Genomic DNA, 13,429 nt, shown 5'->3' on the forward strand with positions numbered 1-13,429 from the left:
GGAATCTCTAGCGTTGAAGTGCCCGCGACCAGGAGGATGCGAACTTGGACACGCCTTCATGTTCAAGTACAACGAACACATCGGGCAGATCGATACCAACAGCAGTCAGCCGGTCAACGGCTTCGTGCGCCTGCGTCGCCTTGCCCGTCACGTTGTCATCGGCGGTGACACCGCGCTCGGCCACCGCCTCAAGTGTCGCCTCAGGAATGGTGCTGACCGTGTTGGGCGCGACGAGTTCGGTGACATACATCGTGTCGGGGTACGCGGTATTTTTGACGCCGGTAGAGGCCCATAATGGGCGTTGCACGCGAGCACCCGCGGCGCGCAGCGCGGCGTAGCGCGGCTCGGCTTCGAAGACCTGCCGGTAGGCGGCGTAGGCCAATCGCGCGTTGGCGACGCCCGCCTGTCCCCGCAGTGCGAGCGCCTCATCGGTGCCGATCGCCTCAAGTCGCTTGTCGACCTCGGTGTCCACCCTGGACACGAAAAGTGATGCTACCGAATGTATTTGAGATAGATCAGCGCCGGCGTGCCGGGCGGCTTCGATGCCGGCCAGGTAGGCATTCATCACCGCTCGGTGTCGCTGTACGGAAAAGATCAACGTCACGTTGACGGAGACACCTTTGGCCAGCGCCGCGGTGATCGCAGGCAGTCCCGCCGCGGTGGCCGGTATTTTGATGAACACGTTGGGCCGGTCGACGATCTTGGACAACTCGACGGCCTGCGCGACCGTCGCATCGGTGTCGTGCGCCAGCGACGGATCTACTTCAATGGACACTCTTCCGTCGACGCCGTCGGAGGCCTCCCACTGCGGGCGCAGCACATCGCAGGCCGCCCGGACGTCGTCGGTGATCGCGGTGCGGACCGCGGTTTCGAGGTCGATTCCGCGGGCCGTCAGCCCAGCGAGCTGGGCATCGTAGGTGCGGCCGTGGGTTAGCGCGCGCTCAAAGGTGGACGGGTTAGTGGTCACGCCGACAACGCTTCTCGTGTCGATCAGCCGCTGCAGCTTGCCGGATTGCAACAGGTCGCGAGACAAGTCATCCAGCCAGACCGACACCCCGGCCGCCGACAATCTAGCCAGATTCGGGCTCTGCGTCATCCGTTCACCGCACGTTATTGAGTGGGCGTGGCATGTTCTGCCGTAGCTGCCCCCGCGCCGGCGCCGTCACCGCGGTCGGGCAACGCCCACTCGGGGCGGACGTAGTGGCAGGTGTAGCCGGATGGGTAGTGTTGCAAGTAATTCTGGTGCTCGGGTTCGGCTTCCCAAAACTCGCCGGCCGGGTTGACTTCGGTGACGACTGCGCCGGGCCAACGCCCCGAACCCTCGATCTCGGCGATGGTGTGCAGTGCGGTCTGCTTTTGCTCGTCGTCCAGATAGAAAATCGCCGACCGGTAACTGGTCCCGACATCGTTGCCCTGACGGTTCTTGGTGGTCGGGTCGTGGATCTGGAAGAAGAATTCCAGCAGTGCCCGGTAATCGGTCTCGTCTGGGTCGTAGGTGATTTCGAGCGCCTCGGCGTGGCCGGGGTGATTGCGGTAGGTGGGGTGTCTGTTGCTGCCGCCGGTGTAGCCGACACGCGTGGACACGACACCGGGCTGCCTGCGGAACAGATCCTCCATGCCCCAAAAGCACCCACCGGCGAGAACGGCAATCTTGTTGTGGTCAGTCATGATTTCTCCTCGCCGACGCTATGGTGTTGCTCCGACGTGTCTTTGGTGAACAAGCCCAGATATTGCCCATAACCCTGGGCTTCCAGGTCGTCGCGGTGGATGAATCGCAGCGATGCTGAGTTGATGCAGTAGCGCAGCCCGCCGGCTTCGGCGGGACCGTCCGGGAATACATGCCCCAGATGGCTGTCGGCGTGGGCTGACCGCACCTCGACCCGATCCATGAAGTGGCTGCGGTCGCGCCGCTCAACAAGGCTGTCGGCGTTGATCGGCTGGGTGAAACTGGGCCAGCCGCTTCCGCTGTCGAATTTGTTCACCGAGGCGAAAAGCGGTTCGCCAGACACAATGTCAACGTAGATGCCGGGTTCGTGGTTGTTGCAATGCTCACCGGTGAACGGAAGCTCGGTACCGTTCTCCTGGGTGACCTGGTACTGCTCGGGGCTCAGCGCGTCAACCGCGGCAGGGCTCTTGCGGTATTGGTGTGACACGGATATTCCTCCAGCGGGTCAGTTGCGGCCGGCCATGATGCCGCCGTCGACGTTGAGAATGGCGCCGGTGACCCAGCTGGCCTCATCAGACAGCAGATACGTCACGGCGTTGGCGACGTCGGCGGGGGTGCCCACTCGTCCGAGGGGATGAATTGGCGCGAAAGTGGCTAGCGTGGCGTCGATCTCGTCCTTCGGGATGAAGCTCTCGTAGAGCGGGGTCTTGACGACGGCCGGCGCCACCGCATTGACCCGAATCTGATGCCCGGCAAGCTCGATCGCCAGATTGTGCGTCAGCGCATGCAGCCCAGCCTTTTGCATCGAGTAGACCGACGAGGGGGTCAGACCGATCGCCTGATGTGCCCACATGCTGCCGATGTTGACGATGGCCCCGCCCTCACCCTTGGCGATCATGCCCGCGACGACGGTTTGCGTCAGGAAGAACAGCGCATAGTTGAGCTCCATGTAGGAGTCATAGGACGCGGCGTCGTACTCGAGAAACGGCTTGGGGATGAAGAATCCGGCAGCATTGACCAACAGCGTCGCATCGCCGTGCTGCTCGGAAAGCGCACGCTGCACATCCGCAACGGCGGCACGATCGGTGAGTTCGGCGGTGATACCCCAGGCTTGGCCACCCCCGTCGGTCAGTTCGGTCACGGTGTCATCGACACGTTCTTTCGACCGGCCGACGATCACCGCGCTCCCGCCGTGAGCGACCACGTCGATCGCGACCTGCCGGCCCATACCGGCGCTGCCGCCGACAACGATGACCTTCTTGGAATCGAAGTGCATGGTGAGAGACCCTCCTGCTGTTCATTTCGACGACTCCTGCTGGGCCATCAACTGGCCTCACTCTGCTGGCTGGCCGGGCGAGCCGTCATCACCCAAGCGTTGTTTCACCCGGGTGAGTTCGGCCGTGGCCCCGGGCCCAACCGAGCGTTGCCGCTGTCACGGGGTCGCGCCGGGGCGAAGCTGTGGGTAGCGAGCTCGTCCTGGCGCCGATTCGCCGCACCGACGACGGCGACGACGGACTGCAGGTCGCGAGCCCGATCACGCTGTCGGCCACCCCGGTGACTTACCGAACCCGAGCACCCCGGCTCGGCGAACACAGCAGCGACATCCGGGCGTGGCTGGACACCACCGCACGCGGCCACTCCCGGCCGGGAGAGCAGGACGTCGTCACCCTGGATTGCCCGAAGCCGCCGGGCTGGTCGGACTCGTCGGAGTCGTCGGACTCGTTGGAATCGTCGGAGTCGTCGGAGTCGCGGCACTCGTCGAGGTCGTGGGGCTCGTCGAGGTCGTGGGACTCGTAGGCCGCGTAGGGCTTGTCGGGGTCGTGGGGCTCGTCGGGGGCGTCGTACTGGCGGGTGTGGTAGTCGCAAGGCCCGGGCCCACGCCACACCAGTCCGCGACGTCTTTCGGGTACTGCTCGAGCGGTGGAGGACAACGCTGCCCCGGCGGGAAATTGGCGCCGGCGTTGAGCAGATCGCAGGGCACGTAGACCTGCTTGCCCGAGGGAATGTTGGTCAGGCACTTCGTCGGCGGCTGGCCATGGGCGTTGACGGGAACGATGGCAGCCACCACCACCACCGCGCCGAGCACCCATGCAAGACGGCGACAGGTCATGAGCCCTCCTCACCCTAGCCGCGAAGGTTCATCACTGGAGTTCACTGGTGGCAAACCCAAGCAAACGAAATACGACCTCCGCAACACGAGCGCCCATCGTATGACGACTAAAGAGTTAGTCCCCGCTCGGGAACGGGTCGTTTTGACCGCTAGCATAGGGGTCAGGCCGAGTCCTTCTGCGGCTCGGCAGCAGTTCCTTGAAGACCCCCAGCCGGCCGCCTCTATCTTCCCGCCTGAAGTGTTTGAGCATGGTGCGGGCGGCATTTTGGCCGGGCATCCCGCTGATGCCGGCGACCGGATGCGTGCCCGATCCCGTCAGGTAAAGGCCCGCGACTGGGGTGCGGTAGCCGGCGAACCCGGCCACGGGTTTATTGGGGCCGAAACGGGTGATGGTGGGGTCGACGTGGTAAACCGAGCCGTCGATCGCCCAGAACCGTTCCTCGATGTCGGGCAGCACCAGCGGACGCACGGCGACCTGCATGTCGGCGACGCCCTTGTAGTAGATCTCGGCGTCCCGGAGGATGCTGTCGGTGATCTTCTTGCGCGCGACGTCCCAGCCGTCCTGAGGGAACGACGGTGTGAGGCCCGTCCAGAACCACCACAGGTCCTTGCCCGGCGGTGACATCGACGGGTCGAACGAGTTGGTCACTTGGGCCAATCCCGGGATCGCGTCGGGCACCTCGCCGCGCACGCAGGCCTTCGCGGCGTCCAGCGCCTGCTGATAGGTGTGGTAGCAGTTGCACGCCTGGCGCATATCGATGCCGTCGCCACGCCACTTCTCGTGTTTGGACATATCGACGCGACCGGACAGCGCGACGTTGACCTTCGCATCGGCAATCCCCCGTTTGCGCGTCGGGATGTGGTCAGCGGCGTTTTGCTTCTTGGGTTCCAAGACACCGCGGGGCAGTAAGCGGGTCAGCGTGGTCTTGGGACTGCAGGCGGTCAAAACCGCACGGCGGGCCAGGATTTCGGCCCCTCCCCTGATCCGGACGCCGGTGCAGCGGTTGTTGGCGACGATCAGCTCCTCGACCGGCGAATTGGTGATCACGTCACCGTGGTTGTCCCTGATGACGCCGATCAGCGCTTTGGGCAGCGACCCGGTGCCGCCGTGGAACATCGCCACGCCATACCTTGACAGCACACCGAGATAGATCAGCGACCAGCCCGACATGTCGGCGTCGAACGGCATAAAGGGCAGACCCGTTAGCATCGGTGCACGGATCATGTCGTGCTCGAAGCTCTCCTCGACGGCCTCGGCCTGCGAGCTCGACATCCAGCGGCCCAGGGCCACCAGCTGTCTGCGATTTTTCATCAGCGCACGCGCTGACTTGAGAATGCTGCTGATCTCCGGCCCGACCACGTTGGTCTGCATCATCGGCAAGCCGATCTGCACGGCAGCATCGATCACCTCATACAGCTCGAGCAGCGCCCGAGCATCTTTCTTGGAGAAGTACTCGAGTTCGGCCGCGGTCTTTCGCGGATCACGCCACAGCCCCAGCGACGCACCATCGGCCGACAACTGGAAATGCGCTGGGTCGATCACGGTTTGACGCAGCCCATAATTCCGGGACAACCCCAGGTCTCGGTCGATCGTCGTCGTGCGAAACAACGACGCTTGGATCGACGCCTCGTTGATCATGTACTCGGGAGCTTCGGGAGCAAACGGGTTGGTCGACGTCATGCCGCCCGCGGTCGGAGAGGCCTCCACGACGAGCACATCAAGGCCGGCCTTCGCCAGGTAAGCCGCGGCGACCAGACCGTTGTGTCCGGACCCGACGACGACAACATCTGCTTCGCGTGGCGTGGGAAAGTCCTTCATTACCCATCCATTCACTTGGAGGAAACAAATTTAAGAGATATTAAATTCGATAGTCCGACCACACCCCGGTGCCCACGGACATTCGGATTACTCGGGCGGGGGGCGAGACTTCGTCGCCGCCTGGGATGGACCGTCCACGAAACCGGCAGCGGGCCGGTAGAGCGTGTTCCAGAAGATGTCGGTGTAGTCGTCGAGCCGATCCTCGTAAGCACCATCGTCGAGAGGCGGTGTGGCGGAAAGGGTTCGATGCACCATGCTGGCCAGCCACATCGCAACCTCCGCGGCGGGCAACTCGGGCTGGATCCAGCCGCCATGGCATCCGCGCTCGATGTGCCCGCTGAGATCATCGATGCTGGTGCGGACAAATGCGCGATAGGCGGCGTCTGCGCGCGTGTCGAACAAAGCCGTGTCGCGCGCCGCGGCCAGCACCGCCGAGTGCGGTCGATAGCGCGCCAGAGCCGCGGCGACATCCTTCCGTAGCTCCGCTCGGGTGGGCGCCCTATCCCGCACAGTCCACTCGGTAGGTACCGATCCTGCCGCCACACGTACATCCTCGAGCCAGGCCACCAGTAGATCGACCTTGTCGTCGAAATACGCATAAAAGGTGGTGCGAGTGAGATCAGCTGCGGCGCTTAATTTCTCAACGCTGATCTCGGTATAGCGCGTCCCGGCCGCATGAAACTCCTCGAGGGCACGCCTCAGCTTGTCACGGGTCGTAATGCGCCGCGACTCACGGTCGCTCTGTTTGCTACGGGTGGTCGGAGGCATCATGCTGCGTCGTGTCGTGAGTGGGTGCGTACAGGGTGTTCCACACGATGGTGGTGAGGCTGTCGACCCATCTCTTGGGATTGTCCAACTGCCCAGTGGCGGCGAGCTCGTAGAGACCGCTCTGGGTCATCGAAGCCAAAAGCTCCGCGGTTCTGCGTGATTCAAGGCTGGGATCGAGGCTTCCTCGGGTCTGCCCGCGAGCTAACTCTGCGGCGTATCCGCGAAGTCCGTTCTCGAACAGCGACGAGAAGTGCTGGCGGACACCGGAATCATGGGTGGCCACCTGCTCGACCGCGCGCAGCAGGTGGCGGTGTTGCCGGTAGGTGGCGAAGATGCGCTGGGTAACTGATCTGAGCTGTTCCCAGGTGCCGTCGCGCGGCAGTGTCCACCATGCGAGCGTGGCGTCGAAGAGTTCCACGACCGCGTCCTCGGTTAGTGCGCGCAGGAGATCGCCGGTGTCTTCGAAGTAGACGTAGAACCGCGACCGCGAGATGTCGGCCGCGCGGCTGAGCGTGGCGACGCTGAGGTCGGAGTAGACGGCGCCTTCTTCGAGAAGAACCTCCAGGGCCGGGGAAAGCCGGGCGACGATCGCGTGGCGTCGCTCTTCTCGGTTGCGTTGCCGCGCCGACTCAAGCCGCGTCAGATCCGCGGGCTGGTCTGCAAGCATCGTCCACATAGTATGCAACCCACTCAGCTCTCGACCCGGACGCGCCGCAGCCACATCAACCCGCTCCCACCGGGCGACGGGCCAGCATCACCGGGCGGCGGGCCGCAATCGTCAGCGCCTCCGCGAGTTCCCTGGCGGAGCGCTCGCCGGCCGCAACGGCGGTGTTGACATTGCCGGACGAGTTGTACGACCCCGCGAGATGGATGCGACCGCCCCGGCGGCGGGTGGCGTGGAAACGGCCGAGCTCGCGGTAGAGGCCGGGGTGGCTGTACACCAGGACCGGATACCAACGGTTCACGCGGACGAACTCGATCTGGTCGGCAACACCGGGCATCAACGGTTCGGCGTCCCGCAGCAGTCCGGCCAGCACCGCGTCGTCATCGTCGTCGGCGTGCTCGACGGCCCATTCGTTCATGGAATACAGGCCGATCAGACCTTTGCCCGCCGGCGCGCGCCCCGGCGCCTTGTTGTGCTCGGCAATGATCGCAAACAATGCGTCCGAGGACGGCCGCGGAAAGACGACGAAGGACGCCGGCATGCCGGCCGGCGGCCGGGACAGCCCGACGTTGATGTTGATGCAGGAGGTGTAGCGCAGGTCTCGCAGGAACGCGGCACGATCGGGCTCGAGTTGCGGGAGCAGATCGGGAACTTCGTTGCCCATCGAGCTGACAATCGCGCCCGCGCCGGTCTCGGTGTGCTGGCCGTCGGGGCCGGTCCAGGTGATTTCGACGCCGTCGGGGCGCTCGATGACTTCCTCGACAGTGACCCCAAGCCGCACGTCCAACGGCGCGGCCAGCCGCTGCATGAACGACGAGTACCCGTCACGAAACGCAAAGAGCTTGGTACCCAACACCTTCTGCCACAGGAAGAAGAACTCCACGACCGAGATGACGTCGCCGGGCACACCGGCGCCCGCACGCACCGTCGGCTCTATCAGGTAGTCGTAGAGCTCCCCATCGATCCCACGCCGAGCGGCATAGGCGGCAGGCGTCTCGCGGTCATAGGCACTGGCAATCGAAAGATCCTCGTAGCTCAGCAGTTTCCCGATTCGCAGCGCATCGATCGCCAGCTTGACGACCTGGAACTTGGCGCGCACGGACAGGAGTTTGGTTCGGGCGGCGTCCAGCGCGAGATTGTCGGCCCGGAGTAGATGCAACGTCTGGTCGCGGACGAAACCCATCAACGAGTTCGACGGGATCAGCGCGTCGCGCATGCCGATCTCGTCGACCAATCGCATGACCGCCGCATACGCCTCGGGAAGCACGGTTGCGCCCGTCTCCATCAGGAAGCCGTCCCGCTTGACCGTCAAGAGCTGGCCACCCACCCGGTCGCGCCGCTCCAGCACGACGACCTGACGCCCTTGCTTGTTCAGTCGGTGCGCAGCAGCGAGGCCCGATGGACCCGCGCCGACCACGAAGACCGGTCCTGAAGCGGCGGAATCCGACATTGCGACCTCCTTGTCGACAACGTGTTGACATGCTGACCTTACATGGTGTCTTGACTTTGCGACACTATGTAAGGACATACTGTAAGTTCTTCGCTGGACCAGCCTCAATGACGAGAGAACGGACTTCTGCCGTGAGCAATGTTTTGGCCTTTGCGGACCCCGCCGCCCAGGACGCGGCGCAGACCGGCGGCAAAGGAGCCAACCTTGCCGCGCTGACCGCGAAGGGTTTCCCGGTCCCGCCGGGGTTCGTGATCACCACCGCGGCATACGACAGCTTCATCGAGCAGTCCGGGTTGAACGACCCCATCGCCGCCTTGCTGGGCGAAGCCGATTACGACGATGCCGCGGCGTTCGAACAGACCACCGCGCGGATCCGCAGCGCCATCGTCGAGGCACCGCTGCCCCCCGAGCTGGCCGCGGACATCGCCGCGCGCTACCGGCAGCTGCCCGATGACTGCTACGTGGCGGTGCGGTCCTCGGGAACGGCCGAGGACCTAGCCGGAACATCATTTGCGGGGTTGCACGACACCTACCTGGACATCCGTGGCACCGATGCGGTCATCGACGCGGTTCGGCGCTGCTGGGCGTCGATGTGGACCGCGCGCGCGACGCACTACCGGCGCAACGCCGGCATCGACCATGGCAGCGCCAAGATCGCCGTCGTGATCCAGGAAATGGTCGAATCCGACGTCTCCGGTGTACTTTTCACCGCCAACCCCGTGACGGCGGACACCGACCAGATGGTGATCAACGCCAACTGGGGTCTGGGCGAAAGCGTGGTCGCCGGGATCGTCACGCCAGACTCCTGGGTGCTCCACAGCGAAACACTCGAGCCCGTCGAGCGCATCCTCGGGAACAAGGAAGTCTCCATCGTCCGTCATCCCGATGCGGCCCACGGCACGCTCAGCCGCGAGAACGCCGCGGAGGACCGCGGGCGGTTCACCCTCGCCGACGAACAGCTCGCCGAACTCGGCGCGCTGGGCAGGCTGGTGCAGAGCGCGTACGACGAACTGCCGCAAGACATCGAGTGGGCCATCGCGCGGGGCCGGCTGTACCTGCTGCAATCGCGACCGGTTACCGGCGTCGACCTGTCCTGGGACAGCCACGTCGACGACTGGCAGACGCTGCCCGACCACGACGACGCCGTGTGGACGCGGACCTGGGCCGACGAGCAGTGGACCGGTGCGGTGACGCCCCTGTTCTATTCGTGGCGGGCAGAGATGTTCACCCGCGCCTACTCGCGCTGCGCGGACCTGTGGGGAATACCAGAAATGAAGCGCGGCCGGATGTTCAAATTTCACAAGGCCGAGGCGTACTTCCACTGCGGGCTGGAGCGGGCCATCATCGAGCACACCGTGTTTCCGGCTTTCCGTCCGGGGCCCAACGTGCTCAACCACGTGCCTCCCACCTGGCATGGTGAGATTTTGTCGTCGCCCTTCAGCATTGCCCGGTACTTGAAGATGCACGCCCGCATCACCGCGGCGGGCGATCCCGCCAACACCCCGTACGCTTTCCTGAAGACCTTCGACGACTGGTTTTACAACCGCGTCGATGAGGCTTCCGGTCTACCCGACGAGCAGCTTCGGAAGCTCTCCGACCGGGCGCTGGAGCGCCATGTCGAAGACCTATTGGAGCTGGAATTTTCTTTTGCAGAACAGCTTTGGGCGGGCTATTACCTCTACGCCAGGGACGCGTTTTCCTTCCTCGGCTGGATGCTGGCCAATTGGTACACCGGCGACAACCCACTGGCCTTCGGTGAGCTGCTCTCCGGGACCGCCCGCCGCACGGCCACCCTTCAGGAAAACGTCGAGCTGCTTGCCTTTGCGGAAGAGATCCGCGGATCAGAGCAATTGCGAACACTTTTCGGCGCCCACGAAGGAAACGCATTTTTCACCGCGCTCGAAGAATCCGGGCCGGGCCGCGATTTCTTGAGCCGATACCGGGCATTCGCCCGGGCCAACGCGCACCGGGGACACGCCGAGCGCGATATCTACTACCCGCGAAGACTCGAGGACCCCTCGATGGACTACCGGGCGTGGCAGACGATGTTGTCCAGCCCCGAGGCGCTCGATCCGGAAGGCAACGAGCAACGCGTCAACGCCCGGCGCAACGCGGTCCTGGCCGAGGTCGTCGACAACATCAAGCAGCGTCCCTTCGGGTTCCTGCGGGCCGAGCTGTTCAAACTGGTGCATGACTGGCTGCTGAAGTTCCTGATCGTCCGTGACGACGAGAGGTATTACATCGACCGCTCGACGTATGCGGCCAAGCGCGCATTCCTCGAGATCAGCCGCAGGCTTCAGGAGCGCGGCATCCTCGGCAGCGACCGTGACTTCCAATTCCTCAGCCGCAACGAACTTTACGAGGTACTGCGGCGCGGTGAGGCGACGCCGTTGGTCAAAGCCAAGATTGCCGGGAGGATGCGGGACTTCGACCGCTTCGTCGCGCGAGAGGCCAAGCTGCCCGTCTACCTGCAGGCCGGCAAGCCGGTGACGCTGACGGATACCGACACCGAAGGCGACCTGACCGGCGTCGGAACCAGCCACGGCACCATCACCGGCAGGGCCCGGGTCCTGCACAGCGTCGAGGAGATCGGGCGCGTCCAAAAGGGCGACATCCTGGTCACCAACCACACCGATCCCGGGTGGACTCCGGTGTTCCTCGTCATCTCCGGGATCGTGCTGGAAACCGGTGGGATGCTGGCACACGGTTCGCTGTTGGCTCGCGAATACGGTTTCCCCGCAGTACAAATCGCCGGTGCCACCGAGCTGATCCCCGACGGGGCGCTGATCACGGTCGACGGCGACACCGGCCGGGTTCACATCGAGACCGAGGACGAAGAGGTCGAGGTCGCGGAGATGGCGGAGGTGGCCCGATGATCGAAAGCGACCTCCGGCGTGATCAGCTGCACCTGCCGGTGCCCTTGCCTGCCGAGTACAGCGAGAACTTGATCCTGATGGGCTACGACGAGGCCAGCAAGCATGCGTTCTATTGGCATTGGAGTCGCATGCACACCGATCCGAACCGCTGGGAAGGCCTGGTGGTGATCTACCGTCCCGGTGGAGAGATTCTGTGCCGCAGGGAATTCGGAGCGCACGGCAACAATCTCGATGTAGCGAGCTCGGGTAACTGTTCGTTCACCGTCGAGGAACCCCTGCAACGCTGGCACGCCCGGTTCAGCGGACACGCGACCAAAACCACGACCGACATCGCGGCCAGCGCTATCGTCCCCGACGGCCCAACGGTGTCGCTCGAGGTCGACATGATTTTCGATGGGGTGTTCGGCACCTTCAGCGCCGGTGCCGCGATGGACAACCAGGACTGGGGTGATGGCCACCTGGAGCAGGGCGGCCGCGTGACCGGCGACATCGTCATCGACGGGGCCGAGGCCATTCACGTTGACTGCCTCGCGTTTCGCGACCACACCTGGGGACGGCGGAACTACCTGACGCTGGACCGGCATGCCTGGTGCTACGGGTTTTTCCCGAGCGGTCGGGTTTTTCTGGTTCTCGAAGCCTGGCACGACAGCGATCACGGCCCGGAGCATGCCAAGTTCGGATTCGTCGTCGAAGACGGCAAGATGGTGCCGGCATCGCCGATCAGGACTCCCGGGCTCGAGGATCCGGCGGGAACGCCCAGGACGTTCACCGTGGAACTCGATAGCGAACTCGGTCCGATGTCCATAGACGTCACGATGATGCATGCGATGTCCTTCCACCTGGCGCATCCACTCGAAATGCCCTTGGGCACAAGCTGGACCGATGAACGCAACACGATCAATGTCGAGGGGCCAACGGTTGTGGAGTGGAACGGCGAGCGTGGCACCGGATGGGTGGAACGCACGAACCGGGCCGGCCGCCTGGCACGGAAGGTTGGTTCATGACGTATCGCGTAGTGCAATGGGCGACAGGCTCGGTAGGAAGCTGGAGCCTCCGACAGATCATCGACCACCCCGATCTCGAACTCGCCGGGGTATGGGTGTCCTCGGCCGCGAAGGACGGTCGCGACGCAGGCGAATTATGCGGACGACCACCCACCGGCGTACTGGCCACCACGTCCCGGCAGGCGATCCTCGACCTCGACGCCGATGTGGTAGTCCACTGCTCGGTGGGCGTCGGCCCGCAGGGACTGCTGCCATTCGACGACGACGTGATCGCCCTGCTGGAATCCGGCAAAAATGTCATCTCGACGGCATCGTATTTCTCCCCGCTGATCGAAGGCCCGGAGCGAATGGCGAAGCTGGAAACGGCCTGCGCCAAAGGCAGTTCCACCCTGTACGGAGCGGGGATCGACCCAGGATTCGTGTGCGACCGGGTGGCAGCTTTGCTCAGCGGGAGCGTCGCCAAGATCGACAAAATCCGCATGATCGAGTCGATGGACGTGTCGACCAATCCGGGCGAACTGCTGCTTTCCGAGGTCGGGTTCGGCAAGCGGCCCGAGGAGCGCAGCCTGGACTCCCCCGGGGTCCTGTACTACGGGCTGCGCCTGCTGCCGGCCGCAGTCGCCAAACTCGCCGACCTGCTTGGTGTCGAACTCGACATGGTGATGCCGAGCAGGGCAGACGTGGTCCTCACCGATCGCGAAATGGACGTCGCCATGGGCACTCTCAAGGAGGGCACGATCAGGGCCGTTCTCCACGAATTCTCCGGGATGCGCGGCGGCGAAGCTTTCATCACGCATCAGTGGGTCACTTACATGGGCGACGAGGGAATGCCCGAGGATTGGGTACTCGCCCCGAAGGGCGAGAAGGGCAAGCCACCACCATATTTCGTGAGAGTCGAGATCGACGGCCACCCCGGACTCAAAGTCGACATGGTCTACACCGACGACGAAGACGCATCCTCGTTCTCCTTCCCCACCGCCACGGTCTGCATCAATTCCATCCCCGACGTCGTCGCCGCTCCGCCAGGATTCCTGCAGGAGAAGATCTTCGGCCACTGGCGGTCAGGCTGACA

The 13,429-nt window shown here is 64.2% G+C and carries 12 protein-coding genes; 4 read left to right on the top strand and 8 right to left on the bottom strand.

The features are described from left to right. Positions 1-7: 7 nt before the first annotated feature. The 4 genes from tal to G6N55_RS09635 are packed head-to-tail and all read right to left on the bottom strand — an operon-like array spanning position 8 to position 2,942. Positions 8-1,096: a transaldolase gene (gene tal, locus G6N55_RS09620; RefSeq protein WP_085225892.1), complete on the bottom strand. Its 1,089-nt coding sequence runs from the start codon at positions 1,094-1,096 to the stop codon at positions 8-10. 14 nt (positions 1,097-1,110) lie between these two features. Continuing rightward, positions 1,111-1,668 carry a peptide-methionine (S)-S-oxide reductase MsrA gene (gene msrA, locus G6N55_RS09625; RefSeq protein ID WP_085225890.1) on the bottom strand — a complete coding sequence of 186 codons (558 nt, stop codon included), beginning with the start codon at positions 1,666-1,668 and terminating at the stop codon, positions 1,111-1,113. Beyond that, positions 1,665-2,153 carry a peptide-methionine (R)-S-oxide reductase MsrB gene (gene msrB / locus G6N55_RS09630; protein ID WP_085225888.1) on the bottom strand — a complete coding sequence of 163 codons (489 nt, stop codon included), beginning with the start codon at positions 2,151-2,153 and terminating at the stop codon, positions 1,665-1,667. Before msrB ends, msrA begins: the two co-directional genes overlap by 4 nt. Before the next feature lie 18 nt (positions 2,154-2,171). Continuing rightward, a complete protein-coding gene (locus tag G6N55_RS09635) occupies positions 2,172-2,942 on the bottom strand; it encodes an SDR family NAD(P)-dependent oxidoreductase (RefSeq protein ID WP_085225886.1) in 771 nt (256 codons plus the stop codon). Between the two features lie 182 nt (positions 2,943-3,124). On the opposite strand from G6N55_RS09635, the gene G6N55_RS09640 reads away from it, so the two are divergent. Further along, complete coding sequence (locus tag G6N55_RS09640; protein WP_163667251.1) at positions 3,125-3,463, top strand: hypothetical protein; 339 nt, start codon at positions 3,125-3,127, stop codon at positions 3,461-3,463. Between the two features lie 428 nt (positions 3,464-3,891). On the opposite strand, the gene G6N55_RS09645 is transcribed toward G6N55_RS09640, so the two are convergent. The 4 genes from G6N55_RS09645 to G6N55_RS09660 all read right to left on the bottom strand — a co-directional run bounded on the left by G6N55_RS09645 (position 3,892) and on the right by G6N55_RS09660 (position 8,477). Continuing rightward, a complete protein-coding gene (locus G6N55_RS09645) occupies positions 3,892-5,595 on the bottom strand; it encodes a phytoene desaturase family protein (RefSeq protein ID WP_085225882.1) in 1,704 nt (567 codons plus the stop codon). An 87-nt stretch (positions 5,596-5,682) separates the two neighbouring features. Continuing rightward, positions 5,683-6,366, bottom strand: a complete 684-nt coding sequence (locus G6N55_RS09650; RefSeq protein WP_139827044.1) for a TetR/AcrR family transcriptional regulator — start codon at positions 6,364-6,366, stop codon at positions 5,683-5,685. Next, positions 6,344-7,030: a TetR/AcrR family transcriptional regulator gene (locus G6N55_RS09655; RefSeq protein ID WP_139827043.1), complete on the bottom strand. Its 687-nt coding sequence runs from the start codon at positions 7,028-7,030 to the stop codon at positions 6,344-6,346. The genes G6N55_RS09650 and G6N55_RS09655 overlap by 23 nt, the downstream gene beginning before the upstream one ends. 55 nt (positions 7,031-7,085) lie before the next feature. Beyond that, a complete protein-coding gene (locus G6N55_RS09660; RefSeq protein WP_163667255.1) occupies positions 7,086-8,477 on the bottom strand; it encodes a protoporphyrinogen/coproporphyrinogen oxidase in 1,392 nt (463 codons plus the stop codon). A gap of 131 nt (positions 8,478-8,608) precedes the next feature. Here G6N55_RS09660 and G6N55_RS09665 point away from each other — a divergent pair, with 131 nt between their 5' ends. The 3 genes from G6N55_RS09665 to G6N55_RS09675 are packed head-to-tail and all read left to right on the top strand — an operon-like array spanning position 8,609 to position 13,427. Then, positions 8,609-11,353, top strand: a complete 2,745-nt coding sequence (locus G6N55_RS09665) for a PEP/pyruvate-binding domain-containing protein (protein ID WP_163667259.1) — start codon at positions 8,609-8,611, stop codon at positions 11,351-11,353. Further along, positions 11,350-12,357, top strand: a complete 1,008-nt coding sequence (locus tag G6N55_RS09670) for a DUF7064 domain-containing protein (protein WP_085225875.1) — start codon at positions 11,350-11,352, stop codon at positions 12,355-12,357. Before G6N55_RS09665 ends, G6N55_RS09670 begins: the two co-directional genes overlap by 4 nt. Beyond that, positions 12,354-13,427, top strand: coding sequence for an NAD(P)H-dependent amine dehydrogenase family protein (locus G6N55_RS09675; RefSeq protein WP_139827042.1), 1,074 nt, complete (start codon positions 12,354-12,356; stop codon positions 13,425-13,427). Before G6N55_RS09670 ends, G6N55_RS09675 begins: the two co-directional genes overlap by 4 nt. Positions 13,428-13,429 lie beyond the last annotated feature (2 nt).

It is taken from the genome of Mycobacterium florentinum (assembly GCF_010730355.1).
In the GTDB taxonomy this organism is placed as follows: domain Bacteria; phylum Actinomycetota; class Actinomycetes; order Mycobacteriales; family Mycobacteriaceae; genus Mycobacterium; species Mycobacterium florentinum.